This window comes from Bifidobacterium polysaccharolyticum (genome assembly GCF_016101585.1).
GTDB lineage: Bacteria > Actinomycetota > Actinomycetes > Actinomycetales > Bifidobacteriaceae > Bombiscardovia > Bombiscardovia polysaccharolytica.
On record NZ_JACFQG010000001.1, the window covers coordinates 309,351 to 335,650 of the forward strand.

Consider the following 26,300-nt stretch of genomic DNA (forward strand, 5'->3'; position numbering starts at 1 on the left):
TCAGGGCCGAGTCAGGGATAATTCAGGGTAAATCAGGGTATTTCATCCCTTCTTTCGCTGATATGAATGGAATTGACTGATGACGACAAGGATGACCGTCATACAGGGGCAAGCGACGAACGAGGGCGCATGACATCTGCGAGGCGAATCAGCATTACTGAGCGTAGATGCCTCAGTCTGGAAGGTCGTCGATGATCATCCAAGGGAAAGATGCAACCATGAATAACCCCAACGTAAGCGAAAGCAGAGGCCCGACACCAACGATTGAAGCGACGGGGCTGTCCATGGTGGTCTCCCCGCGCCGCGGCGATTCACTGACCATTCTCAATGACATCGCATTCACTGCGTATCCGGGGGAGATGACCGGCATCATAGGGCCGTCAGGCAGCGGGAAATCGACGCTGCTGTACTGCCTGGCTGGGCTGGAGAAGGCCACTAGCGGCACTGTGCTTCTGCTGGGCAAGGACATAACCCGTCTGGGGATATCGGCCATGACCAAGTTCAGACGCCAGCATCTAGGCTTCGTATTCCAGTCCTACAACCTGATCACCAGCATGACAGTCGAACAGAATCTGGCTCTGCCATTCACCCTTCGCGGATCCCGCTTTCCCAGAAAGACGGCGGATTCCCTCTTGAAGTACTTTGGCTTGATCGATCAGAAAAAGCAAAGCGTCACCCTGCTGTCAGGCGGCGAGCAGCAACGTGTTGCCCTGGCCCGCGTCCTGTTATCCGACGCAGACGTGGTATTCGCGGACGAGCCGACTGGCGCCCTGGATCAGGAATCCGGAGAAAAGGTCATATCGGTGCTGAAGGAACTCGCCAACCACGAGAAGAAAACCATCATACTGGTGACGCATAGCAATGAAGTGGCAGGTCAGTGCGATCGGTTGTTTGCCGTGCGCGATGGCCGAATCAGCCAGTCATTCTCTGCGAAAGCGCCCATGGCATGAGAGGCGCTCTGTCCGAACTCAAAGCAGCGCCCATGGTCTGGAGCGCCGTCTTGCTGGCCATGGTCGTATCCCAGACTGTCATCTGCTCCCTCATCGCGATCGCCACGATCATTGATCAGGACTATCAGGGCCCGGAGCAGGTACTTGGATCCACATACACTGGTCCCGCCTTGGCATTCAGCGTGATCATCACCATAGCTGTGCTGCTATGGGTCATGAATTCAGCACTGAATCAACGCCGGCATCAACTGGCGCTCATGGTTTTGCAAGGCGCTCTGCCTTGGCAACTGCTGGCCTGGAATCTGCTGATAGTCATGGGATTATTCATCCTGTCCATTGCAGCCACCTGCCTTTTGCTGCCGGTGATTACGCCCTTGACCTTCGCCATGGTGACAAATCCATTTGATTTGCATTTGACCTATGCCGGCAGCCACCTGTTCGATTCGCTAGGCAAAGGCCTCGCTTTCAGCGCTGCGCCCATCTTCATAAGCACCTTGTTGACTATCCGTTCGCTCTCGAAAATACGACCAATGGAAGCCCTCAGGCAATCCCAGGACCCTCCAAAGCGGATAGGCGTCTTCCGCTTCCTCCTGGGAATCGTATGCTTGATTGGTGCTGGCTGCATGTTGCTGATTCCAGCTTTTGCACTTGCAACTAACCCTCGTGCCAGTCAGATGAGCAGCGATGCCGCTCCAGATCGGATGACGGTATTTCTCGCCTTCGCCATGGGCGGCATGTTCCTCCTGATATTTTCGCTGGCAGCTTTCGCGCCATATCTCCTGCCCGGCTTCACGGCGATATGGACGCGTATTGTAGCGTTGCCATCCAGAACCTGGAGGCTGGCAGGCCAACAGGCTGTCGGCAGCATACAGCGCCAGGGAGCGACGATAATCCCGATGACTGCGGGTCTATCATTGCTGATGACCGTCAGCGGAGGGTTGAGCACAATGATCACCACCTTGCTAGTCGCTTTTCCCCACACACCAGGCAGCGTTCCGGCGACCACAGACATGTTTGCGAGTCTCTTGGCGCTCACTGGACCGCCAATAATCATCGCGATAACAGGTGCAATTGCAGGCACCTTGATCACTTCCAAAGGCAGAGGACTTGATCTGGCGCTGACCTACGTATCAGGTGCTGGAATCGGCCAGCTCAGAGTATTGGGCGCGCTTGACGGCATCATCACTATGATTACCAGCGCACTGTTCTCCCTGGTCATCACATTGCTCTGCACCTCATCCCTGACTTTCATGCTCTCACGCTTCATGGGCAAAGCACAGATGAGCGTGCAATGGGGCGCATGGATCGTAGTGGTGCTCATCGTATCCCTGCTTGGTGCCGCAGCCACAGGAATCCAAGCTCTGACCACCAGATTCGAGAACTCTGTCAGCGTCATATCGCATGCCATCGGCGAGTAATAAAGTCCTGCTGTATGCACCCGAATACATATTTGAGCCACAGCAACCCTGCCGACTTCTGTCATTCCTTCAGGTCTCTTGTTAAATCAATTAAGTCGGTACATGCAACGCTCGCGTTGATGAATTTAATTGGTAGGTGCGACTTTGAGTACTTGATGGCTTTCCACCAATATAGGTAAACACTGGAGTATGCGACGATTTCCTACACAGGAGCATTTGCAAGGCCCATATAGGGTACAGTCAATGACAAACCGTGACAGGTGACGATGAACCAGTCAAATCTTGTCGAACAAAGACAAATGGAGGACCATCATGGCGCGACCGACCACCAAGGAAGAACTTATCAAGGCGGCTGATGATGGCTTCGACAAACTCATAGCGTTGCTTGAGTCGCTGACACCAGATGAACGCAATGGCCGCTTTTCCTTCGACCTGAGCAAGGAGAAGGGGGCCCATTGGGCACGCGACAGGAACATCAAGGATGTGCTCGTCCATCTCTACGAGTGGCATCAGCTGCTGTTGAACTGGGTGGAGGACAACCAGCAGGGCAGGACCCACGACTTTCTTCCTGACGGCTACAACTGGCGCAATTACGGCGAAATGAATGTGAAGCTGCGGGACAAGCATGATGACACCACCTACGATCAGGCCTTGAACCTGTTTATCGAATCCCATAAGAAGGTCATGACCCTGGCGCAATCGTTCACCGACGAGCAGCTATTCACCAAGGGCGCCCTCCCATGGACAGGCAACTCTACCTTGGGCTCTGCCTTCATCTCTTCGACCTCCAGCCATTACGACTGGGCCCTGAAGAAGATACGGAAGTACTTGAAAGGACGCAAATAAGCGCTAGGATACCTGAAAAGAATCAGTTTCATACAAGACAGTAATGGGTTGCCATGCGATGTGATTCACAGGATGGGCGATCCTAAAAGCAGCATCTCAGCATATTCGTAATAGCAATGGAGCAAAACCGCGACAACCGCTTGCATAGCAATATGCAAGACGTTATCTCGGATGTAAGCACGACGGCGAAGGACACATATCCCCATAAAGGCGAAGGGACATCATCGAAAGGACATCATCAGTGAAACGATCTCGCATTGATCCAGATACTGATGATATAAGGCTGATCAAGATGGTGGCTGACGGAAATGAATCGGCCTTTGAAGCACTTTACCATAAGTATGCCCATACCGTCCAAGCCTTTATTTCCCTGCGAATATCCGACGATGAGGATGCCAGCGAAGTTTTTGCTGACACTTGGCTGGGCTGCTGGCGTTCCTCAAAAACCTTCCGTGCAGACAGCAAGGTGCTTACCTGGATACTCAGCATTGCCCGGCGGCAAATCTATATGAAACGTCGCAAACCGAAACCACCTGACCAAATGGATCAGGTGGAACTTGACTCGATAACCGATGATCAGCTGGAGCCTGTAGAACTGGTCAGTAAAGATCTGACGATGGAAATAATACGGCAAAGGATTGATGCACTCCCAGCAGAAATGGCATACACGGTGACGCTGGCATGGCTTCACGAGTTACCCTACCCGGAAATAGCCTCCCTGCTCGACGTTCCGGTCGGGACTGTGAAATCTCGCATTGCCCGGGCAAGACAGATCCTGCGCCCGCAGTTGACCGACCTCGCTCCAGTCAAAACCCAAAAACTGCAGAGCCAGAGATAATTGAAGGGGTGATTATGGCAGACCGATATAAGAGCACAAGCCCAGACAGCACAGGCCCGCTCACCGAAGAATACCGGGGTGAAGTTCAAGAGGCGCTTAGGGAAAGAGAGCAGAATGTTCAGCCGGCAGTTCCAGCTTTTAATAGCGTACTGAAGGCCATCCAACAGAAGCCGTCGCTGGCAACGGATCGACCAATACCATTCATGCGTCGAGTGCGTTCCTGTGGCCCGCTTGTTCTGGCACAATTCCGCCTCATACCGCGATATATCTTACTGGTGGAAATTGCGATAGCAGCGTGCTCCGTTTTAATTAGCAACCTTATGCAAGGTGCACGTTACGGCAGTCTCGGTACGCATATCTTTTCAAATATACTCATGCTCAACATGGCACTGACCATGATCCTGGTCTTTTCCATTAAAGATGATCGTGAATTAATGCTCAGTATGCCCCTGGGACCTCAAGTTGTAGTAGGTTCTAGGCTATTGCTGGCCTTCATCTCCAATATTGTCGTCGGGGGAGTAACCTTATTGATTGTCACTGCAATCAACCCTGGAATAAGACCCCTGACAGTTATTGCCCAAACGATAGCCCCCATAACACTCCTGGCGAATATTGTGGCCCTCTTATGCATATGGCAATGCTCGTGGATTGCACTGCTCCTAGGGGTACTTGCACCACTATTGAGAACTTTGCAGAACTTGAGGCCATCATTTTTCCTACCGGCATGGGTCAATTCGGTACCCACTACAACCGCAGCCTGGGCAGGGACCATCCTACTGACAGTGGGACTCCTATCTGCTGTTATCCTTACCGCTCCTCTTGCCTGGCATACTCGACTCGCCGGTGGAGATAAAAATTAATGAACCTTTTCATCCTCTCTCGCTACTAACTAAGCAGACGGAACGAGTAGCGAACAATGTCTGGCAGCAGCCGAGGCCAAAACCAGATATGAGGAAGGTGGACGAGGTTGGCTTTCGTAGGTATACAGCTCAAGAGGCTTTATAGGCTAGTATTACTGCCGTTCATACTGACTGCAGGTGTTCTTCTTGCGGGCTTCGTACTGGAGAGCATTTGGTCATTGCGCCGCATACGGCCGGTTATGATGGTTCTTACTCAGGTGCCAGTAATTGCTGCTGGTCTATCTACAGCTTTTGTACTCAACGGTGATCCAATCGTTGAACTTGCTGAGTCAACCCCAACTGGATGGCGGAAGGTTCAAGTGACCAGGCTGCTTATCATTACCGGAGCATTTCTTGCAGCCGCAGGCCTTCTTTTTACCGGCTTGCATATGATGCGACTTTGGCCACGCGACATGGGGTGGGTGAGCATCGTTACCCCGGTTGGCAGTATATTCATTGTCAACTGTCTGGTTTTCCTTATAGCCGTACTCACCACGTCTATGCCAACATCGTCGCTGGCTTCCATAGCTATTTGGCTGTTTTTATGTTTTATATGGGATCCATACATAACCGATCCGGTCCGGCAACGACTCATTCCATTGTTTATTGCAGCAGCAGGCGCAATCTTCGGATGGAACATGTGCGGTGATGCGGAGCGCAATGTTGTAAGGGTGGCAGCCCTATGAGGATACTGAGCCTTGTACGCATCACGCTACTGATGTTTTATCGGCGCAAGGCCTTGTGGATAGCCAGCATACCGCTGGCGCTCTTCGCCCTCTTTTTGGCCTATGCTTCTCCTATGTCACCTGGATTCAGCAACACAGATGGTCTTGTCTTTACCGGACAGGTTCTTGCTATGTTCACCCCGTTGGCATACGCAGCATCTTTTAGCGACCTTATGACTGCCGGCAGGCGAACAGGTATGGACGAACTTGAATCCACCTCCCCCTTGCCGATGGCCGTCATCCGCTCGGCTCATGTCTTGGGAGCCTGGGTCATCTGCATATCATCTTCCCTGCTTTTCCTTGTATTGATCGCGGTACACCAAGCCTTTAAAGGCAACGGTAAGGCAATACTGGTGGCCCTGGCAGTAGCACTTGTCATACTCTCACCATCAATGCTGATCGCTATGGGGATATCCGCCCTGCTAGGAGCCCTGTTGCCCACAATCGTAGCCCGAATTCTTGCCGTCCTGGCATGGGCCTGGCTGGCTTTCTATACCCCCCTATTGCCACTTCCAACGCTCAATGGCGGCCCGCTGGCCGTCATTGGTGATCCCATTGCGCAGGGATGGTTCCATACCGATCCTATATACGCACCAGCGAACGGCCCCTTTACCGTCCAATCGGGAGTCATATCCTTGCTCTGGCAGGCGTGTATTATCCTCCTTCTCTTCACTGGCGCAAACATAGCCTCCAACCACATAAAAGCTCAGGTCTGACTTTCATCTGACTCTGAAAGGAATTACTCACATGTTTATCTCTATTGACCATCTGACCAAGGATTTTCGGGGGAGACCGGCGGCTTTGAACGATCTGACCGTTGATCTTCCACAGGGCATGATAGGGCTTATTGGTCCAAATGGTGCCGGCAAAACAACCCTCATGCGCATTCTCACTGGAATAATCAAACCGACTGAAGGTAAAGTTTTTATTGATGGGCAAGACCTGTCTTTGCCGGCCAATAGGCGAAATTTAAAACGACACCTGGGTTATCTGCCTCAGCACATCACCCCGTACGACAACCTGTCGCCACTTGGATTCCTTGATTATATCGGCATCTTGAAAATGATTGGCAATAAACGTGTGCGGCAGGAGCAGGCCCATACCCTCCTGGAACAAGTGGGGTTGGATGATGTGATGAACCAACCTATCGGAGGGTTGTCCGGGGGTATGAGGCGCAGGGTTGGCATCGCACAGGCCCTTATGGGCGATCCCCAGCTGCTGGTAGTCGACGAGCCCACAGCGGGGTTGGATCCCGAAGAGCGCATGCGGTTCCGCACGCTCCTTGCCCAGCTGGGGCAGGATCGAACCGTTATCCTCTCCACCCACATACTCGATGACGTTGCACAAACCTGCCCCTGGGTATGCGTATTACGTTTCGGACGCAACCAGTATGACGGGCCGACTGAGGGGCTGATCCATGAAGCTGCCGGTCACACCTGGGTCACGCCTCCCATCGCGGCCCCACCGGATAATGCCACAATCATCAACGCGGAACCCACCCCACAGGGGACAAGATACCGCATAGTTACCGATACACCGCCCGCGGGCTCTGTAGAAACTGCGCCCAACCTTGAGGACGGATATATGGCTTTGGCCAGCGAGCGCTAGAAACCATCTCCAAGTATGAAAGAACGTCGAATGATTATAAAGCTAATCAAGCAGAGCCTCAGAACCCTTTTCCTGATATACGCCACAATTATGCTGACATTGGGGGTTGTCGGATGCACTGATGGCATGAAGCACCCTGAAGAGTATTCCACTGATGGAAGCAATAAGGTTGCAGCCACCAGTAACCCGCAAACAATTTCGAAGGAAGATCTGGGACACACCTGGCCTTTGAAGGTAGATAAAGGTGCCGTGTCCTGCAGGCTCAGCAAGCAGGGAGACCCCATCCTCCGCTTTACCACCTCAGATGGCGCACAGTACGCACTGAACCAGGTACAAGACAATGAGCATCTCAAAAGCATTGAAACACTAAAATCAGACAAGAGTAAGTCAGTAGGAACTCTGATGAGTTTTGCCTTCTCGGTCTGCGACATACCAAAATAAACCAATTAAACCAATTTTACAGGGCTTTGCGGTTTGTCCTCTTCAGGTGGCCTACCTGATCTTACCGGGTCCAGAGCAGCCTGCCGGATTATGTATCTACATTCTGTTACAACCGTACCATTCAACTGGCTGGCAGCGCAGTTGGAATGCACCTCTTACCACCATGTTCTGCCGGCCATCGAGGCTGGAGCCAATAATTATCTGCTCAAAGACATTAGAGCCTTATGTTTTAACCCACCAGCCGTTCGGAACATCTAATCGTTGCTCTTAGAATCAAATCATGACGGGGGAGGAGGGCTTGAACTTTGCTCATTGACCGTGCGAGTTCAGATAAACTTCGGTCTGCTTTTTATCGACAGCCAAGGCAGCCGTAAGGGTAAGGGCCAGGCCTTCTGGAGTGTGAATACTAGCTTCAAGCGAGTTCCACGGCTTACGTATTGAAGCTGAAGTGGATCCCGGACGAAGGCGCTCACATGCGTCCACAATCTTGCTGATCTGCTTTTCCGTGACTGCTACGCTCAGGCTTCCTATGGACTCCATATCCGTATCAGAGTCGCCAGTATTGGAACCACTCTTACGAATCAGCACATCCTGAAAGGCCCAGCGCCGCAAGTGAATCATCATGCCCGGCATGGTGTATAAATTGATAAAGCCCAATCCCTGCGTCCAGAAAACCTCTGATTCATCTAGATCGTCGCTATACAGGCACATGAACATAGGCATGAGATAGATGCCCCTATAAGGTTCCGGCGGTTCCGCATCCTTCCCCGGCTCCGGCACGGGACTTATGCCTGCACCTGCACAAGCATTAGCTTTGGGCTGGTCACGGTTGTCCATGGCTACCTCGTTCCTTAGTTGAAGTGTTTTGAATTGGGTAGTCAAACAGAAAACGTGATACGTAGACGGAAGATACTGACTGCATCACTCCCATTTGACGGTTGCCGGATCTATCCCGTTTGCACGCGCTGCAGTTTCAATTGCAACCAGCATCCATTTCGCCAATCCAGGTTCCAGTTGTTCGTAATGGCGCCTAAAACGCGGGTCGGCCACATACATCCTCCCCAGAATGACGTGCATGGACGGCGTCACATGGAACCATGACAAAGCCTGCCGATGCTCGTCAATCAGTTCTAGAACCTTATCTGAGGACGGTGGCAGGCCTTTTTGTTTGGCTTGTGCAAGCTCACTTTCCACGTCTTTAAGCCGGGTCATGTCCTTTTTCTGTTCTTGTTCGGAGCGGGAAGCTTTTCGCTCCGCATACTCAAGCCACTGTCTGCTAGCACCCCAGAGTTCGTATGCTTCCGAAAAGTACTGGTCCTCCTGATCGGTCTTCGTAGGAGCTGAATCATTACCTGACCTTCCCTCGGCAAAGGCTATGAGTCGGTCCAGACGATCCGCAGCTTTCCTAAGATGCTGGATTTTCTCATCAATTCGCGAGCGCTGTCCCTGCAACTCGTCCAAAGCAAGCGGTGTCTTGCAATCGAGCAATGCCTTGATTTGTCTGGCATTGAATCCCATCTCCCTGTAGGTCACAATTCGCTCCAGCCGTGCGACGTCATCCTGCATATATTGCCGGTAATTTGACAGTCCACGAATGGGATAGATCAGTCCTTCCTCTTCCCAGTGGCGCAGCATTCTCCTACTGACCCCTGTAAGTTCAGACATCTGACCGATGCTCAAGCCGCTCTTGCTGCCTTCGCCACTGAATTCGCTCTCGCGTGTCATGCCTTGACCCTAAACCCTGCCATCATGTCAGGGTCAAATCAATTGTTTCCCGGAGTGGGGTGAGGGAGTGTATGCACACACCGGCCCCAAACGCCCCAATAACAGGTTCTTGAGGAGGCAGCTTTTGATCCTGCTTGTTTGCGAAGTATCCCCCCCCGATTATGAAAACGACTAAATCCAGCGTGACTCCTTTCCCATGGGTGCAAATTAGCCTCGTCAGCAGCGACGTGTCCCCTACAGGGGACAGTTTCTTTTCCCGCGTTGAAGGATTGCGCCCGTCGAACTTGCATAGGAATCAGTTGAATTCCGATTGGAAGGGGAGGCGCAATGGCATATACGGACGGAAACAACGACCCGCAACTGGCTGTATCCACACAGGGGTTGGTCAAGGCCTATGGCGGATTCAAAGCCGTGGATGGGCTGAATCTACGGGTGCCGGCTGGCGGGGTCTACGGACTGCTGGGACCAAACGGAGCCGGAAAATCGACCACTATGAAACTCCTCCTGGGATTGACAAAACCGACTGCTGGAAGCATGTGGCTGCTGGGACAGCAGGTCGGAAACAAGAGCACAATCCAGCCGGGCCGTGTGGGCTCCATGATTGAAGGGCCCAGCTTCTATCCAGGCCTGTCGGGTCTCGATAACTGCCGCATGGTAGCCGATTATCTGGGTTTGCCAGTTTCGGATGCCTCAGCGGTGTTGGCCAAGGTGGGATTGCGGGAATACGAGAAAAGGAAGGCGGGCGCCTATTCTCTAGGAATGAAGCAGCGGCTGGGCATCGCCATGGCGCTGATCTCGCATCCGGAGCTCCTGCTCCTGGATGAGCCCACCAATGGCTTGGATGCCGAGGCAGTGGTCGAGGTGCGACGAATGATTATGGACTTGGCCGCCTCGGAGGGGGTCACTGTCATCATCAGCAGCCATATCCTGTCGGAGATTGAAAAGATGGCTCCGGTGGTTGGCATCATTGCCGATGGTCATTTGCTCTACCAGGGAACTTTGAAAAACCTGCGGGAAGAGGGTCATATCGATCTACGGGTGTCCGATCCTGGGCTCGCGTCAGAGATGCTCGAAACTCAAGGCATTCAACACGAATATATCAGGAAGAGCGCAACCCTGCGCATTCCCGAGATACCAGACCCGCAAATCGGGTCGCTGGTAACTCGACTGGTATCGCATGGTCTGCAGGTATACCGTGTCGCCTCCGAACGCAAAAGCTTGGAAGAAGCCTTCCTCGAACTAGTGGAAAACCCGCAGAACCATATTCCACAAAACTATGTCTTACAGAACCATGTAGCGCAGAGTGATATGAAGCCGTCCGATCTTAAACGGAGGAACACACGATGAGCTCTGTCGAATCAATCTCCATGCGGTCCGAAGAATTTCGATTGGGGAAACCGCCACGCCCATCCCATCCAGGAGGGCTACCTGTTCTGCTTTCCATGGAGCTTCGTAAGTTGAAAGGCTCCTCATTTTGGTGGATGGCCTTGGGCATGATTGTTCTGGTTTCGTCATGGTCAGGCTTGGCATTCATGAAACGAGCTGAATCTTCGAACCCCGCCACACGTACCGTAGCCCTTGCACAAGGTGAGATCTTCCAGACCGTAGGCCTGCTGGCACCTATCCTCGCGGCCCTGCTGACCAGCCGGCTTGCCGTCATGGAGAGCAGCGAGCGCATGGATCTCAAATGGCTCTCCTTGGGCCAGAGCCCGATTGGGAGGTTTCTTGCCAAGCTCGTAGTTGCGGGGTGCGCGCTTACACTTTGCTTCATAATTCCCCTGACTTGGATACCGTTGACGGCCTCGGCACAAGGGTTCCATCTCGACGGGAGTCTGGCCGAATACATATTCGTTCCGGCACTGATTGCCTGCTTCTCGTCCATGGCTGTCACGGCTATACAACTCGCCCTCTCCCTGACTATCGAAAGGCAGGCCATAGGCCTGGGTCTGGGTGTGATAGCCGGTCTGATCGGGACTGGACTGGGCCCGATGAATATGCCGGCTCTGGGCTGGTTCTTCCCAGCCGGGATCAGTTCCGCGGCCAGCCCCTTCCTGTTTTCAGCCAGCTCTGATGGTTTTGCCAGAATGACCTTGGTCGCCAATCCCTGGCCAAAAGTCCTGACTAGCCTTCTGGTCTGCATTATCTGGTCGGGAATATCAGCATTCATCATCAAGGTCAAGGAGTCAGGCCGATGAACAGGCAATACCCTGCAAATGCTATAACCATCACCCCGATGCATCGCCACAAGCCATCAATCGCCGCCGCCTTCAAATGGGAGATTCGCAAGGCCGGCAATCTCTGGTACTGGCTGGCCACCATGCTCTTCGACGCCGTCGGAATCTTCAACGGTTGGGACCAGTATCAAAGCTACAAACCGGACTTCCAGGCTCAAGGGGTGACCTGGGCTGCGGTCTGGGGGCAGGCGATCCTTCTGCCAAGCATGGTCTTCATGCCAGTCCTGGTCGCGGCCTTTGCAGCCCAGGTTGAAGCCAACGAGCACAAGGGACGAAACTGGCAGCGGCTTAATGCCTCAGGCATGGTCGGGACTGCCCTAGCCGGGAAGGTGATGTATGGACTGCTGGCCTCCCTCCTTACCGTCGCCATCTTCGAATCCGAATTCATACTCGTGGGTGTTCTGGTAGGAGGATTCAGCCCAGTGGAACTCGGTCCCTATCTTATGCGTGGCTTACCGATGACGTTGGCAGTGTGGGCCATTATGACTCTGACACAGGCCATAGCTGCCAGAGCCGAATCCTTTGCCTCAACCATGAGCATCATGTTTCTGCTCACCCTTGCAGGCTGTGCGCTGTCGGTTGCCGCACCTGCCTTGGCACTGCCTTATCCGCTGGCCCTGATCACCACTGCATCCGCAGCCCGTGACATGGGCAATATCGCGTCTACGGCCTCTATGGCGGCCTCGTGCATGACGGCAATCCTCTGGGTGCTGATCAGCCTCCTTATATTCCGGCACGAGGCCCGCAGAGCAGTCTAATTTTGATGCAGAGTCAATGAAGAGAGGATGCAGCACTCGCAAGGTCGCACATTTCAGTGTCTGACAGCATAATGGACTACCAGCAGTTACCAGGAAGAGGCTCGTCGATGAGGGCAGACAAGAAGACTCAAGGTTGGATTCAGTTATGGAACCGGCCATACACGGCCTTCGCGGCAGTCTTTCTCTGCGCCATCTACGAGACGATGATGCTGACCAGGCTGATTCTCGCCCCGGGCAGTGCCAATCGAACCCTTTACCAGGTTTTGAAGTCTGACAGCTGGGGCTTGCCCCTGTTCGTGGTCATTATTTTTGTCGCACTTGTCACCCTATGCCTGCGCCGCCTATATCCTATGGCGACCCTACTGGTTTTCAGTGGCCTGCTTGCCCTGACTGCCGCAATCTATGGCTCGGGATGCACCTACCTGATCATTCCCTGGCTCGTCAACCTCTACGCCTGCGCTGTAGAAGCCAAAAGCATGGCATCATTGGCAGCTGGACTGTGTAGTTCCACCATTCTGGGTCTGCTCAGCATTGCACTCTCTACCAACTGGCATCATGATGTCCACTTCACTGACCTTCTATATCCGACTGGTCTGGCATTCGCCCTGTGTCTGACAGCCGCCTTTTTCTCACGCTCAGCGAGGCAGTCACGCATGTCGGAGCAGGCACTGGAGGAGGAGCGCTCGCATGCCCAGACCCTGGCCCGTGAGCGGGACGAGGCCATGTATCAGTCCAAGGTCGCCGCCGATTTGCACGACAGCCTGGGTCACGACTTGACCGCTATCATCGCCCTATCCGAGGGGATGAATCATGCCAGCGGTAAGCCGGAAATCGATGAGGCCATCTCGATGATCAACGACCTGGCACGACAGGGATTGGACGACACTAGAACAGCTGTAAAAACCCTGCAATCAAAGGCAGGACCTGAAAACGACCCAGCGCAGTCCATAGGGGAGGAACATGGCTGGAATGACATCAAACCCATCCTCGACCACGCCCGTCATGCCGGCATCAGCACTGCCCTGACAGAGACAGGCCGTCGACCACAAGATCCCAGGCAGGCCAATCTTGCTTTTACTGTGACCAGGGAGGCGATCACCAACGCTCTCCGCCACGGACAAGGAGTCGATCGTATTGTGGTTTCCTGGGATCACGACAGCCAGGGCGGCACAAACATTACCGTTCGTGATGATGGCCAACTTTTGAACAACGATACTGACAACAACGGTAGCAACGGTACAGGCCTTGCCAGGTTAGGAGCCGAAGTGCAAGCTCATGGGGGCAGCTTCCATTCTGGTCCTGGTCCTGACGGTTGGACCTTGCATGCTCGTATACCCTCACTAGCCGCAATGGCAGCTGACAACACGGGTAAGGAGGAAAGTGCATGATCCGTGTCATGATCGTCGACGACCAGCGCCCGACCCGCATGGGACTGGCACTCATGGTCGCCAAGGATCCAACCTTGCATGTCGTAGCACAGGCGGCCAACGGCCAAGATGCTCTGGATCAGCTGGCTACAGCCGCCGAAAATCAGCAGCCTCTGCCCGATGTGATTCTGATGGATGTGCGCATGCCTGTCATGGACGGGCTGGATGCCACCAGCCGTATCAAAAAGCTCCATCCTGAAATGAGCATTCTTATTCTGACCACCTACGACGAGGACGACTATGCCTTCACAGCCTTAGGGGCAGGCGCCTCCGGATTCCTGCTCAAGGATGTCAAGACAGCCGATCTGAATAGAGCCATCCATGCGGTGCATGCAGGCGATGCCATTCTTACGCCGCGCATCACGGCCGAAGTGATCAGGAGAGGAGTCCCAAAGACAAGAGCCAGTGATGAGTCTAAGGCTCGCGAAAAATTCGCCCAGCTGGGCAAACGCGAGCTTGAGGTCGCTTCGCTGGTAAGCCAAGGCCTGACGAATGCGGAGATTGCCGAGCGCCTCCAGCTGCAGCCCGACTCGGTCAAAAAGACAGTCAGCCGCATACTGGCAAAACTCAAAGTCAGGGACCGGATCAACATCGCCGTCCTTTGGTATCAGGCCAACATTGCAAACCACTGAATAGCACTGAATGCAAGCGGGCTTATCCGTAGATGGAAGAGGGCTGCATCCGGCTGTATCTTTACGGCTTAATCCATATATTGGCGATAAAAGTCCGCCATTTGGTTCATCAACGGCATATCCAGCTCGTAGCCCTTCGACTTGTCGAAATGCTTGGCCGAATATGCGTTATAGCTTTCGTTAGAAGGCTTTTGACCCAGTTGTCTCATGCGCTCCTTGTATTCCTGGTCGAATTGCTTTCGGTATCGCACCGAGTCCTGTGAATAGTAGACATAGGCGTGCCCGCGATCCTGGTATTCACGAAAACGGAATCGTGGGTTGGACTGAAATTCCTCATGGAAGAGGTCATAACTATATCTGACCGGGACCACCTGATCGTCCCGGCTCTGAGTGATGAAAATTCCCGCCTTGGATTTCTTCAAGCCATCCAAGGCGGTATAGCCCGCAAACTTCCCGAACTTTACATGCTCATACAAGCTCACGCAGGGCATGATGAGCGAGACGGCAGGGCCAGCGATTTTTCTGCCGGGCTGACGCATCATATCGATCGAGCGATTGAATCCAGAAACCATGACCGCGGCCTTGACCTCTGGGTGAAGGTTGAGAACAGCGCCGACGGCATAGCCTCCCCAGCTCTGTCCGAACAGGAAAAGAGGGAGACCCTTATATGATTGCTCACCCTCCACGAAACGAAGAGCTTGGCCAAGATCCTCGACCCCTTGAGGAAGGCCCCTGACGGACTTGCCGGCGCTTTCATCATTGCCGGTGGCGTCATAGGCGAAGACCAGGAAGCCCTGGGAGGTGAAGTAGTTGGCAACATCCATGTAGGTATTCTGTCCGCCGCCGCCGAAACCATGAGCAATGACCACCAGGCCCTCAGCCTTGTCCTCTCGCTGGTTCGGATTATTTCTTGAATACTGATATCCCGCCAGTTTCTTATTGTCCTTGGACCGGAAGACGCACCGCTTCATGCGCAAGCCGGGGAAGTCTGCGAGCGCATAACGCATCCATCCGGGAGTGTTATACCGTTTTCCGAAGGTGTCCTCATAGACCAAAATGGAAGCCCCCGGCAGAATGATAACCATGACAAGAACAAGTACTATTGCCAGGGCAAGAAGGACCCGCCTCCAATTGCTTTTGGGCTTTGTCCCGCCCGGTTTTTCGGACATTTCACTCCCTGATCGGCACCCCATTGTCTGTTTGTATAACTATAAACTTTACAGCTGTGAAGCCAGGCCGACTAATCGGTATCGCAATGCCGTAATCGGCTGTTTGTAAGTATTTGTCCTCCTATTCATATGGCAGAGGTAGTCAGAATCTTATTAGCCGATGATTGTTTGAGAATGGTTCCATTTGTATGGATTATCTACCACCGTGCAATGCAAACCAATGCAACGCAGACCAGCGTAATGAAATCAATAACGCTATTGAGTTTGACCTGAAGTGCCTTGGTCTGCAATAACTAGTCTTGCTCTAATCGGACACAAATACCATTTTGTATTGATCAATAAGAAATGAGCGGGCTGGGATAGTTCCAATCCACTCACTGCTTAGCTCTTAACTGCTTTGCACTTTTTCAACGCGCAAACGAGGAAACTACTCGCAACCGACAGATTAGAAGTCAGTAGCTCTTCTCATCTTTATCTTGTTACCGCAAACCTGGGAGTATCCCTTAGCCAAGAGCTGCCCCCACCGCTCAGCTGGCCTGCTGCTGGGTCAGATCATAAACAGTGACGCCATCAACCGTGGTTGAGGTGTAGTGCTTGGCCACCCACTGTGAGATTTGTGTGGCCGTATCGGAGCCTCCCATCTGATGGCCACCCATCTCACCGGCTATGTAGTAATGAATCTGCTTATCCTTCACGTACTGCTTGAACTGTTCCAAGCTGAGGTAGGGGTCGGAACCATTGAACCCGCCAATGGCCATAACCGGCTTTTAGGGGCCAGCTGATAGCCCGCCGCCTGCTGGGATCCTGTCGTGGCAGCAGCCCAACGATGGGAGTCGGATGACTTTTCCAGCATGGCGACGACCTTGGAACTGGACTGGCCTCCACCAAGCAGACATCCTCCTCTTATCCTTCCTCCTTCTGGTCCACTACGGAATCCAGATTTGCCCCTGCGCTATGAGTGTATGGAGGGCGCACCCGAAGAGCTGGATTCCCCTTGTGGTCCTGAAGAATCCTGGCCCATGGGACCTGGTCCTTGAGAATTCATGCTGGGAGTCTGTTGGCTATTCGAACTGCCTCCGGGCATCTGGCCCTGCTTGCTCGGCTGTCCCTGCTGATCCATCTGGCCTTGGCCCATTTGATATGAGCCCATGGAACCACCGTCATCACCAGGCATACCTCGCTGTTGCATATTGCCAGGTGCCATGCCTCCTGCCTGACCACCACCAGGCCGACCGCCATCAGAAGCACCTCCGGGCATACCACCGGGGCCGCCACCCATATTCCCTGAAGTCAGGCCGGGTCCGGCCAGGACGATTGATCCCATGTGTCCTTGGGATTGGTGTACAGCGTCCATGCAGCAGGGCCAGTCATAAGCCCTATGGCTGAGAGAATGAGGGTTGCAAGAGCGAGTCGTCGTATTCGCAAGAGTCCAGCCAGGGCAAAACCGAGGGCGCCCATGAGACCGATTATGAGGATAGCCCACTTGAGCCAGGGGAGCCACTGGGAGCGACCAGCCAGGTTGAAATCTCAGAATGCAGTGAAGGCGATAAGAATTGGCGTGACGATCCTGGGCCAGAGCTTGTCCCGGGCGATCCACAGACTGAATGCGCCGATGGCCACCATCGCAGCCAGGGCTGGAGCCAGTGCCACAGTGTAATACTGGTGGAAAATGCCGGCCATAAAGCTGAAAACGAGCCAGGTAACGATCAACCAACCTCCGAAAGCAATGACCCTGGCCCTGCGCACATCAGTACGGGCAGCTCTGCCGATAACTAACAAGCTGATGACAATGCCCGCGAAAGCCAAAGGAGCCAGCCAGGAAATCTGCGTACCGAACTCGCCGCTGAACAGACGGTTAAGGCCAGTCTGGCCCCACTTGCCGCCACGACGACCGCCACCGGACGGCATACCGCAACCTTCATGGCCGTGGCCGGGTATGACGGATCCTTCTTCACTGCCGGTCAAGCGTCCGAAACCGTTGTAGCCAAAAGTGAGCTCAAGGAAGGAATTGCGCTGGGAGCCACCCTATATAAGGTCTGTCGCTGGCTGGCACGATGACCGTCAGCAGCACCCACCAGCCGGCGGCGACGATCATTGAACCAATGGCAGCAAGTGTATCTAGGATGCGACGAACCATGCCTGTTGGCGAGGCCAGAAGAAAAGCCAGGGCAAAACCGGGCAGTACGAGCAGCACCTGCAGTTGCTTGGCAGGGAAGCCAAATCCGATCAGAGCACCGGCCAGAACCATCCACCAGGTACGCTTTCGATTGCCAGAAGGATGGTTGACATACTCCAGAGATCTGAGGAGCGCGTGAGTGGCGCCAGTCATCAATAACACCAGCAAGGCATCGGGGTTGTTGAAGCGGAACATGAGCGCGGCTACCGGAGTAAGCATGAAGATGAAACCGGTGACAATGCCCGCCCAGTTTCCCCAATACCGGCGCACTGTGGCATAGAGCAGGTAGGTGGTCGCAACCCCCATCAGCGCTTCCGGCAGGAGGATGGCGAAGGAACTCAGACCAAAGATGCGCACGGAAAGCGCCATCAGCCAGAGGGCTGCCGGCGGCTTGTCCACGGTGATGGCATTACCCGAGTCCAGAGACCCCCAGAGAAAGGCTTTCCAGCTGACCGAGCCAGCCTGGGCTGCAGTCGAATAAAACTCGTTGGCGTATCGAGAAGCCGTAAGGTTGATAAAGAATATTGCGCAGGCCACAAGCAGCATGACACCCAGTGCCACCCAGTCTCCACGAGTCCGTCGAGGCAGAATATATGCGCGGGAAGAGTGCTCATCAGCGACTGCATCTGCGCTTGTTGATCGTGGCGAAGTGAAAGTCCGTGAATGCGGGGAGAAGCCATAGCTGCTGCTAGAAGCCAATGAAGCGTTCATGATAGGTGAGTTTGCTCTTTCTGTATGAGATTTCGTTTGCTGTCAGCCGCTCAGCAAGCGGCAGCTTCTTTGCCTGGATTCTGCATACGTGAATGCGAATCCCCCTCTTTGGCAGGCAAGAGGGATCCGCGCAGCTCATGCTGACGTATCTGATCCCAGACGGCAGGGGAGTCTAGGTCGACGCGAAGCTGCTCGACCGCTCGGGCCTCCATACCCTCCCTGACCCGGTGCATGCCTTCCAGATCCTTCTTCACCGTGTCTGGAATGTCGACCGTCGAGCTGGCATCCTCCACCCAGCGAACAGGAAGTTCCAACATGGTCATCCCGGCCTGCTGGGCACGCGCAAGCAGCTCCGTATCGAAGAACCATTCGTTATCCTTCACCTGAGGCAGCAGGGCATGTGCAGCCTGGGTAGTAATGGCCTTAAAGCCGCACTGGGCATCATGAAAGCAGACCGCCAGATATGAGCGGAGCATGAGGTTGTAGGTGCGCGAAATGAATTCACGTTTGGGGGAGCGGGTGACCTGAGATTGCGGCAACAGACGCGAGCCAAAGGCGATATCAGCCCCTCCTTCGAGCAGAGGAAGAATAAGGCTGCCCGTAGAGCCGATGTCGGTGGATAGATCCACATCCATATATGCCACTACTGCTGCCTTGGAGCTGAGTCAGGCCTGTTTCAGAGCGTACCCGCGACCCTTTCTCGCGAGGTGCAAGGCACGCACCTGGTTGGGGCACCAGTCGCACAAAGACTTGGCGATCTGCCAACTGGCGTCTGTGCTGGCGTTGTCTGCAATCACGATATTCCAGCTGAAGGGTGTCAGATCTCTGGCGAGACGATCCAGAAAGCTGCATAAGGTGGATACGGAGTCCGCCAGCTGAACCTCCTCGTTGTATATCGGAATGACAATATCGGCGTCGACCGATTTTGGACTGCCGTAAAAGACAGGCGAATCAACTTCACCCAGTGGGATTCGCCCGTTGTCAGAAGAGCGCCTGTCAGGCACATAGAACTGACTATTGATGTTTCTTTCGAGAATATTCGTTGCGTTCATGCCTCATAGTAAACAGCGGCTTCTTGGGATATTCCTCGAACTTGTCTTTATAAACTGATTGGACTCCTTAAAAAGAATCATGAGAATTTCTCAGTGTTTGCTGACATCGCTGCACCAAATAGCAGCAGTCAATATCGTTTAATTAGAACGATTAGCATAGTTCTGCTTGGCTTGCTACAGGGATTAAACCGAAACTAACTTATGTAATGCATTTAGGAAAAGGCCACGGTCATACACATTTAAGCTGTATCTATAACATAAAGAATAATGAAGTAATGATTCTATGAGCAATGCAAAGCATAGTTAAGCATCCTTGGGTTTACCTACTTCGTATGCCTAAATCAAGTCCTGCTGAAACCGTAAAACAACGCTATAGATTGGCGATTGTCGCAAGCGCGCTTAATGACAACTAGAGTAAAATGCAATCAGACTTTCCTCTGCTGATACAAAAGACGACAGGTGTCCTCAACGGACACTCAAGTTCAGAGAAAACAGAAAACAAAAAGGCAAATTACAAGGAACAAAGGCATCTCGGACAACACGACGAGCAGGCTGGCATCTTAATAGTCACCTGTGTCATTAACATGACAAAACCGTAAGTACGGCAATACTTGCGCCATCAATTACCGTCAAGCTTTCTGCGCAGCCAGGGTACACCAAACACAATGGCGCAATATGTTATGGTTCCGCAAGTTAAACCAATTATCGTGTAAGGACTTGTTACTACGTCCTTCCAAGGTCTTCCTATCGCCCAGGAAATAGCCACTATCAGCAGTAGACAAAATCCTATATATAACGGTATAAACAGCAATTTTCTCATCATTATGAAGTCACGAGACCTTCCATGCATCGAGTCTTGGTTAAAGCGAACACATCCATCTTCTTTGGTTGACGCGTGAACCCATGAATATTTCTACATTAACAGGGAGCAGAGGTGTTCCCAAATTCGTTTTGAACGATAGGTCTTTTGCTTATAACTGTGAATGGCTTTCCGCCACCAGCCTGGTTTCGCAACGACCATAAGACCGAAAACAGCCTCGAGATCCACCGTCAATGTTGCGGCAAAAGACGCTTGGTAAACAAGACCAAGATAATGGGGGTCAAATTGACTTGACGTAAAGCTTGCTTTACATTATTCTGGTGCTCATTCAGGTAGACCGGTCCTGATTTGAGCTTATCAAAGGAGAAACCCATGAAGGACGAAAAGAGCGGTAAAGCAACTGTCAATGTGCGACCCAGATCGTTTGGCACTGTTCGTTTCGGTTCCCGCTCGATGCCAGCGCTCACAACCGCTTTGATTCCAGGCCTGGCGAGCAGCATAGTTCTGGGAATCCTTCTGGCCGGCTTCATGCCACAGTCCGTACCGTGGATGGTCAAAGCTTTAATAGTGGCTGTAATACTTTGTCCTATAGCTGTGAGCCTTTGGTGGATAATTTTAGTGGATCCCAATACCTTGCCTGGAACCAATCCGCATGCAGAAGAGAACATAGAGAGCCACTGGTACGGAAGGGCCGAGCAACTTTCATACCGTATTTTCATCGGGTTGGTGTCGGCCGGTTGCCTGCTGGCCAGTTTGATGGGAGCCGATCAGTGGGCCCTCGTGCTGGTATGCGTTCTGATAGCGATGCTCTTGATCCTTGCACTGTCGTATGCATTTGTAAGGTTCGCCCATCATGAATAACCGCCTGGCAAAAATGCGAAAGGAGCGTGGCTGGTCTCAGGAGCAGCTATCAAAAAAGCTGGGAGTGAGTCGCCAAACGGTAATTTCGATCGAAAAAGGCCATTTCGATCCCTCACTCCCATTGGCCTTCCGCCTGGCCGACGTCTTCGATTCAACCATCGAGGATATATTTCGGCCTTGAACCTCACTTTTTCTCGTAAAACTCGAATCAGCAAAGGAACTGTGGGCCGGATCTATCTTTCTCAGCCAGAGTAAGAGGATTGGCTTTAAAGAGTTGTCTCTAGCTTATAGCTAGTCAAAAAACGATAGCAAGGGCGGCTTGAGGTCCAGACACATATACAGGCTGAGAGAATGACACTGCACAAGCCATTAATGACAAACGAAGTCCTTTTGAGCCAAAAGACCAGGTACGGTATAGCGGTTACTTCCAACGTCTGGACAATTTAGGCGAGAGACCTGTCCCTATTTCCAACAATCAGCTTCATACACGGATCAAACAGTGAACGCTCCAGTCGGGAAACACAGTGGACCTTGCCTTGGAACGCAAAATCAGAGATAATCCTTTTTAGGAGTAACGATTTGTAGAATGGTTCAAAACGCTGGACTCGTTGAGAATTCCAGCACAGATTGCATCCCTCGTACATCAGAAGAAACTTCGTCTGGCAACACTGACTGTAAGGCTTAGGGGCCCACAGGAATGCCTATAACTTATAGGCACCGTAATCGGTCCAAAAAAAAAATACACTCACCATCCAGAAATACAAAACTACAAAAACAAGATTAATATTAGAACCTTAGAAGAATTAATTCGTTCAAAATGTTATAAGAAACGTTTATTCGTTGAGGCAATGAACTGGTTATAAACTAAATCAGACTTCACAATAAACCTCAATACTACAGATCTTCTTATTCGAACCTTTTACAACTCAGGGGAATAAGAGGTTGATAAATCAACCAGACAACTCAAAATTATGTTGTGCTGAGGGTATAATCTAAGTTTAGGCGGTAATAGCTTGTTATCCAGTAAAATTACCAACTACGGTAGATTTGAACAGGTATCACCAAAGTGAGGGGAACACATTGATATCGACGGAATCGGACAAATGGAAGAGCAGCAAAGAAACGCCCGCAACCATTCAAGAAGAAAGATTCAAGAGCTGGAATAGGACACATCTAATAGATAAGGGTACTTTACCAAGAGGAAACTATACATATACGCTCGAAAGTACGCTTAGGAATATGAAAACTAGGCTCCTTGACCAAGCTGGAAGTCAGGTTGCGACTGCTGTCAAAGAATCAGCTTTTGATTATCTTACTTACGACGAATTCAAACCTATTTACGATCAAATCTTAGCTGACTCAGATTTTAAGAAAAATTCCAGTGCTTTACATCATTATGATATGAAAGCAGGAATAGATCGATATAAACAATTTCTTTTTGAGTTCCGCCAAACGGAAGAGGATTACGAAAAGTTCGCTCGTTTACTGGATTTCTTCATTAAACACAATGACGAAAATGTAGAAGCAAAGAAAAACGGTTCACGCCTCGAGTATACGAACAGCACGCGGAGAGGTTTTGCGGAACATTGGAACTTGGACGATGGCTTTAATGTCCTTTCAACAGGCATGGATTTCACCTTGTGGTTCTTTAAAAATGGGGCTTATGCTACACCTAATTCCACGTATATAAATGTAAACGGAACCTTCCTTGATATCCGTCCGATTTTCAAAGAGAAAAGTAAAAGTATTACAGGGTTGCGTGCTGGCTGGCATCCGGTCAGGTCAGAACCATGGCAGAAAGAACTGCCCTCACTTTCTTGCTCTGTAGATGATCTTGATTTGTCAGCAAAGAGACCGAACCGACTGGTCAAGCAAATGCTTGATTTAATTGTCCAGCTAAACAAGATATATAGAACTTATAAGACTGGTAAAACTAAAATGCCTCACAACATGACCTCGGAACAATACAGCAGGCTCAGTGAACGAGCAAAACAACTACTAGAAGTCAGAAACATTATTTTCCATGGTGCACCGGGAACCGGAAAGACTACAGTCGCCAGGAAAATAGCCGCTGAATTGCTATGCCTAGACTATGACAACGATGAGCAACTAAACGAACAACTCAATGAAAGTCCGCAATATGAATTTGTCCAATTTCATCCTAGCTATGACTACACGGATTTCGTAGAAGGCCTTCGACCTGAGACAACAGCATCAGGCAATGTGGGTTTTCAACTGTATCCTGGGACGTTTACTAAGTTCGTCAACGAAGCAAGAACTAATCCAGAACAGAATTATGTGATTGTCATTGACGAAATCAACAGAGGAGATCTGTCGAAGATATTCGGAGAGCTGTTCTTCAGCATCGACCCCGATTACCGAGGGAAAAAAGGGAGCGTTGACACTCAATATACCAACCTCCATTCTTCAGCTTATAAAAAACGTGGCGGATTGGATGCAGGCCAGAAGTTTTATATTCCCGGGAATGTGTACATCATCGGAACTATGAACGACATAGACCGCAGCGTAGATTCCTTTGATTTCGCTATGAGACGCCGCTTCACTTTTGTCGAAATAACTGCAGAAGAATCGGCGAGAGCTCTTGACGGTACGCCCAATGGGGATAAAGCAAAGAGCATGATGACAGCTGTAAATCGCAAAATAAGCGACTTCTTAGGGACAGATTATGTGTTAGGAGTCGGATACTTCCTCAAGATAGCACAGTCAAGAGAAGATAAGGCACCTATGGAACTTTGGAAGAACCATCTCGAACCATTGCTGACTGATTATCTGAGGGGTATGGATGATGCCGATAGAAAATTAAAAGAGATCCATAACGAGTTTGAAACAAGCGATGCTTCTAAAGATAAAAAGGAAACCACAACAGGGAACGATTCCTCCAGTGCCAAACACGAATCCACTCAGGGGGATGACGCACCCACAGCTAGCAGTGATTCAGACTCCAGTGAGGCATGAGAAAAGTGGTCAAAAGCGCTTCAGATGCAGGCCAGCAGTTCTGGTACCTCACGGATAACAGCCCTATTGAAGATGACATATTTACTTCAACCGACCTCTGTAAATCGTTACGGAATCAGACAGTAGAAACATTACTGGATGAAGAAGGTATTATTTATGTAGGACAGGACGAGGATGGGGATGTTGATGTAAGTCTCAACCAGCGCGTTATTGGCACTTATCAGGGCAAGACAAGAACGCAAAACCTTATAGGAGTGCTTGGGGACGACCATGATGTAGTTAGCATATCCACACGTTTTTTCAAGCGGAATGAAGAACCTGTCCACATAGAGGATGACTATTTCTTTGCGTATCTATTGGAGAAGGTTCTACATGTAGATGTGGCAAAGGGATTCAACTTTCCACCTCTTAAGAACAACCGCTGGAAAAAGCTGCTGATACTTTTATTCCCATATTTCTTGAGTAAGGCTCTTCAAGTCGGTGCATACAAAATGTATGTGAGGCGAGAGTATAACGATTCACGGCTGAAGGGTACAGTCGATTTAGCGAGATACCTCAGTATTGATATCCCTTTCATCGGGCGTGTGGCGTATACCACCAGGGATCTTGATCTTGATAACCCCGTTAGTGAATTAATCAGGCACACAATTGAATATATTGTTTCAGGATTTAAAATTGGACAGCAGTTGCTTAATGGCAACAAAAACGTCAGGGACAATGTACGAACTATCCGGCTGAGGACTCGGCGATATCTCAAGTCAGAAAGAAACAAGATCATAGACTGGAATATCCGGCATCCCGTTGTCAATGAGTACTTTCGGAGTTACAGGCTACTACAAAAAATATGCGTGGCTATCCTGTGCCATGACTCCATATCAGCAAGTGCCTTAAGGAACGGTCACATCAACGGCATTCTATTCGACTGCTCATGGCTATGGGAGGAGTATCTTAACGTTCTTTTGCGCAACAAATGTAAGGACCTATCTTTCGTTCATCCCCGCAACAAGTCAAAAACCGGAAAACAATACTTGTTTGCCAATCCTGAAAAATATAGCAGAACTTCCCAAGTCAAAGGAGTTACTGGACTTATATATCCTGATTTCTTAATAAGCAGTGCCCCCATCGTGGTTGCTGACGCGAAATACAAACCGGTGGACAATATTTCTGGTGCAGACTATCTTCAACTACTGGCATACATGTATCGGTTTGATTCCCGTGATGGACAGTACTGGTATCCAGAACCACAAAAGGATGATAACTGCAAACCAAATGTAAATAGGCTTGAATTGCTCACTGGGATCGATAACGGTGAGCAAAGTAAGCAATTCAGACAGGAGAAGCAGAAAGTCGTACTCGACAAAGTTGGTTTTCCAATTCCCGGTGGAGCATCGACTTATGAGGAGTACTCTTCGTCTATGCAAAAGAGCGAAGAACAATTCGCACAATCAATCATGGCATTGCAAAATCAAGGCATTGCAAGCTAAATCGTGGCTATCTGAGAACGTTAATCCGCTCTACAGCAAACCAGGCTCTTTAACCTCAGAAACCTTGCTATCTGATCAGACCGGTGGTATTAAACATGTGATTCCTAGAAGTGTGCGTTTATAACTTCGTAAGCTGTGACATGCAGTTTTTTCTTAATATTCTTACATTTTTAGCGTTCAGCAGGAGTACATTGCTATGCGCTTATATAGCGTCTCTATCCCCCCTGGAGAACCAATGGCGGTATCAAAAGAATGCTTGAATTCAGCGACACATATAAGATATAACAAGATTGAATAAAACGGCCGGCTTACCATATTTATTCGCATGTGGAGCTGAAATGCGTGTCGTCCGGATAATTGAATGGGATAACAACAGCAACTACCGGCCTTATTGACAAGAGCGCATCGTGAATTGAAGCGCATACACGTTCAAGACTAAACCTTGCAATATCAGCCTAGCCTATCAGTTTGATATGCAGACTTTATCGGATACGAGAGTAATCATGACCGGTACCCTCTGTTCGTTAATGCCTGCTGTTGAGTTGTGATC

Annotated in this window: 26 protein-coding genes; 18 read left to right on the forward strand and 8 right to left on the reverse strand. The window is 51.1% G+C overall.

All coding sequences use genetic code 11. The features are described 5' to 3' along the window. The first annotated feature begins 218 nt into the window (after nucleotides 1-218). The 9 genes from H3T90_RS01225 (at nucleotide 219) to H3T90_RS01265 (ending at nucleotide 7,725) form a co-directional block, all read left to right on the forward strand. Nucleotides 219-950, forward strand: a complete 732-nt coding sequence (locus H3T90_RS01225) for an ABC transporter ATP-binding protein (protein ID WP_232350477.1) — start codon at nucleotides 219-221, stop codon at nucleotides 948-950. A gap of 32 nt (nucleotides 951-982) precedes the next feature. After that, nucleotides 983-2,368: an ABC transporter permease family protein gene (locus H3T90_RS01230; protein ID WP_046322885.1), complete on the forward strand. Its 1,386-nt coding sequence runs from the start codon at nucleotides 983-985 to the stop codon at nucleotides 2,366-2,368. Nucleotides 2,369-2,680: 312 nt separating this feature from the next. Next, nucleotides 2,681-3,214: a ClbS/DfsB family four-helix bundle protein gene (locus H3T90_RS01235; RefSeq protein WP_154313468.1), complete on the forward strand. Its 534-nt coding sequence runs from the start codon at nucleotides 2,681-2,683 to the stop codon at nucleotides 3,212-3,214. A 241-nt stretch (nucleotides 3,215-3,455) separates the two neighbouring features. Then, entirely contained in the window at nucleotides 3,456-4,052 is a 597-nt protein-coding gene (locus H3T90_RS01240; RefSeq protein WP_324612074.1) for an RNA polymerase sigma factor, read from the forward strand. 14 nt (nucleotides 4,053-4,066) lie between these two features. After that, complete coding sequence (locus H3T90_RS01245; RefSeq protein WP_198229338.1) at nucleotides 4,067-4,912, forward strand: hypothetical protein; 846 nt, start codon at nucleotides 4,067-4,069, stop codon at nucleotides 4,910-4,912. A gap of 239 nt (nucleotides 4,913-5,151) precedes the next feature. Next, the gene (locus tag H3T90_RS01250) at nucleotides 5,152-5,637 is read left to right on the forward strand and encodes a hypothetical protein (RefSeq protein ID WP_198229339.1); all 486 of its coding nucleotides are present in this window, start codon (nucleotides 5,152-5,154) and stop codon (nucleotides 5,635-5,637) included. Next, nucleotides 5,634-6,392, forward strand: a complete 759-nt coding sequence (locus H3T90_RS01255) for a murein hydrolase transporter LrgB (RefSeq protein WP_154313465.1) — start codon at nucleotides 5,634-5,636, stop codon at nucleotides 6,390-6,392. The genes H3T90_RS01250 and H3T90_RS01255 overlap by 4 nt, the downstream gene beginning before the upstream one ends. 31 nt (nucleotides 6,393-6,423) lie before the next feature. After that, complete coding sequence (locus H3T90_RS01260) at nucleotides 6,424-7,284, forward strand: ATP-binding cassette domain-containing protein (RefSeq protein WP_154313464.1); 861 nt, start codon at nucleotides 6,424-6,426, stop codon at nucleotides 7,282-7,284. Nucleotides 7,285-7,314: 30 nt separating this feature from the next. Further along, nucleotides 7,315-7,725: a DUF2511 domain-containing protein gene (locus H3T90_RS01265; RefSeq protein WP_198229340.1), complete on the forward strand. Its 411-nt coding sequence runs from the start codon at nucleotides 7,315-7,317 to the stop codon at nucleotides 7,723-7,725. Nucleotides 7,726-8,034: 309 nt separating this feature from the next. Here H3T90_RS01265 and H3T90_RS01270 read toward each other — a convergent pair whose 3' ends face one another. Together H3T90_RS01270 and H3T90_RS01275 are read right to left on the reverse strand one after the other, a co-directional pair. Beyond that, complete coding sequence (locus H3T90_RS01270) at nucleotides 8,035-8,562, reverse strand: hypothetical protein (protein ID WP_198229341.1); 528 nt, start codon at nucleotides 8,560-8,562, stop codon at nucleotides 8,035-8,037. 84 nt (nucleotides 8,563-8,646) lie between these two features. Further along, on the reverse strand, nucleotides 8,647-9,450 hold the full coding sequence (locus H3T90_RS01275) for a MerR family transcriptional regulator (protein ID WP_198229342.1): 804 nt from the start codon (nucleotides 9,448-9,450) through the stop codon (nucleotides 8,647-8,649). A gap of 327 nt (nucleotides 9,451-9,777) precedes the next feature. On the opposite strand from H3T90_RS01275, the gene H3T90_RS01280 reads away from it, so the two are divergent. The 5 genes from H3T90_RS01280 to H3T90_RS01300 all read left to right on the forward strand — a co-directional run bounded on the left by H3T90_RS01280 (nucleotide 9,778) and on the right by H3T90_RS01300 (nucleotide 14,501). Beyond that, nucleotides 9,778-10,797 carry an ABC transporter ATP-binding protein gene (locus H3T90_RS01280; RefSeq protein ID WP_198229343.1) on the forward strand — a complete coding sequence of 340 codons (1,020 nt, stop codon included), beginning with the start codon at nucleotides 9,778-9,780 and terminating at the stop codon, nucleotides 10,795-10,797. Nucleotides 10,798-10,892: 95 nt separating this feature from the next. Further along, complete coding sequence (locus tag H3T90_RS01285; protein ID WP_269751087.1) at nucleotides 10,893-11,645, forward strand: ABC transporter permease; 753 nt, start codon at nucleotides 10,893-10,895, stop codon at nucleotides 11,643-11,645. After that, nucleotides 11,642-12,442 (forward strand): ABC-2 family transporter permease, encoded by an 801-nt coding sequence (locus H3T90_RS01290; RefSeq protein ID WP_198229345.1) that lies wholly within the window; start codon nucleotides 11,642-11,644, stop codon nucleotides 12,440-12,442. Before H3T90_RS01285 ends, H3T90_RS01290 begins: the two co-directional genes overlap by 4 nt. 107 nt (nucleotides 12,443-12,549) lie before the next feature. Next, nucleotides 12,550-13,830, forward strand: coding sequence for a sensor histidine kinase (locus H3T90_RS01295; RefSeq protein ID WP_198229346.1), 1,281 nt, complete (start codon nucleotides 12,550-12,552; stop codon nucleotides 13,828-13,830). Then, complete coding sequence (locus H3T90_RS01300; RefSeq protein ID WP_198229347.1) at nucleotides 13,827-14,501, forward strand: response regulator transcription factor; 675 nt, start codon at nucleotides 13,827-13,829, stop codon at nucleotides 14,499-14,501. The genes H3T90_RS01295 and H3T90_RS01300 overlap by 4 nt, the downstream gene beginning before the upstream one ends. A 68-nt stretch (nucleotides 14,502-14,569) precedes the next feature. Here the strand turns inward: H3T90_RS01300 and H3T90_RS01305 are convergent, their stop codons facing one another. The 6 genes from H3T90_RS01305 to H3T90_RS08850 all read right to left on the reverse strand — a co-directional run bounded on the left by H3T90_RS01305 (nucleotide 14,570) and on the right by H3T90_RS08850 (nucleotide 19,609). Next, the gene (locus tag H3T90_RS01305; protein WP_198229348.1) at nucleotides 14,570-15,586 is read right to left on the reverse strand and encodes an alpha/beta hydrolase family protein; all 1,017 of its coding nucleotides are present in this window, start codon (nucleotides 15,584-15,586) and stop codon (nucleotides 14,570-14,572) included. A gap of 611 nt (nucleotides 15,587-16,197) precedes the next feature. Further along, on the reverse strand, nucleotides 16,198-16,428 hold the full coding sequence (locus H3T90_RS08830; protein WP_232350479.1) for a mannosyltransferase YkcB-related protein: 231 nt from the start codon (nucleotides 16,426-16,428) through the stop codon (nucleotides 16,198-16,200). Nucleotides 16,429-17,197: 769 nt separating this feature from the next. Next, nucleotides 17,198-17,578, reverse strand: coding sequence for a hypothetical protein (locus tag H3T90_RS08835; RefSeq protein ID WP_232350480.1), 381 nt, complete (start codon nucleotides 17,576-17,578; stop codon nucleotides 17,198-17,200). Nucleotides 17,579-17,666: 88 nt separating this feature from the next. Continuing rightward, nucleotides 17,667-18,557 (reverse strand): ArnT family glycosyltransferase, encoded by an 891-nt coding sequence (locus H3T90_RS08840; RefSeq protein ID WP_232350481.1) that lies wholly within the window; start codon nucleotides 18,555-18,557, stop codon nucleotides 17,667-17,669. A gap of 50 nt (nucleotides 18,558-18,607) precedes the next feature. After that, a complete protein-coding gene (locus H3T90_RS08845; protein ID WP_232350482.1) occupies nucleotides 18,608-19,201 on the reverse strand; it encodes a glycosyltransferase family protein in 594 nt (197 codons plus the stop codon). 21 nt (nucleotides 19,202-19,222) lie between these two features. After that, entirely contained in the window at nucleotides 19,223-19,609 is a 387-nt protein-coding gene (locus H3T90_RS08850; RefSeq protein ID WP_232350483.1) for a glycosyltransferase, read from the reverse strand. Nucleotides 19,610-20,801: 1,192 nt separating this feature from the next. Here H3T90_RS08850 and H3T90_RS01320 point away from each other — a divergent pair. The 4 genes from H3T90_RS01320 (at nucleotide 20,802) to H3T90_RS01335 (ending at nucleotide 25,750) form a co-directional block, all read left to right on the forward strand. Next, a complete protein-coding gene (locus H3T90_RS01320; RefSeq protein ID WP_198229349.1) occupies nucleotides 20,802-21,290 on the forward strand; it encodes a hypothetical protein in 489 nt (162 codons plus the stop codon). Continuing rightward, nucleotides 21,283-21,471: a helix-turn-helix transcriptional regulator gene (locus tag H3T90_RS01325; protein WP_045935340.1), complete on the forward strand. Its 189-nt coding sequence runs from the start codon at nucleotides 21,283-21,285 to the stop codon at nucleotides 21,469-21,471. Before H3T90_RS01320 ends, H3T90_RS01325 begins: the two co-directional genes overlap by 8 nt. A 1,058-nt stretch (nucleotides 21,472-22,529) precedes the next feature. After that, nucleotides 22,530-24,266: an McrB family protein gene (locus H3T90_RS01330; RefSeq protein ID WP_198229350.1), complete on the forward strand. Its 1,737-nt coding sequence runs from the start codon at nucleotides 22,530-22,532 to the stop codon at nucleotides 24,264-24,266. Then, nucleotides 24,263-25,750 carry a 5-methylcytosine restriction system specificity protein McrC gene (locus H3T90_RS01335; protein WP_198229351.1) on the forward strand — a complete coding sequence of 496 codons (1,488 nt, stop codon included), beginning with the start codon at nucleotides 24,263-24,265 and terminating at the stop codon, nucleotides 25,748-25,750. Before H3T90_RS01330 ends, H3T90_RS01335 begins: the two co-directional genes overlap by 4 nt. Nucleotides 25,751-26,300: the final 550 nt, after the last annotated feature.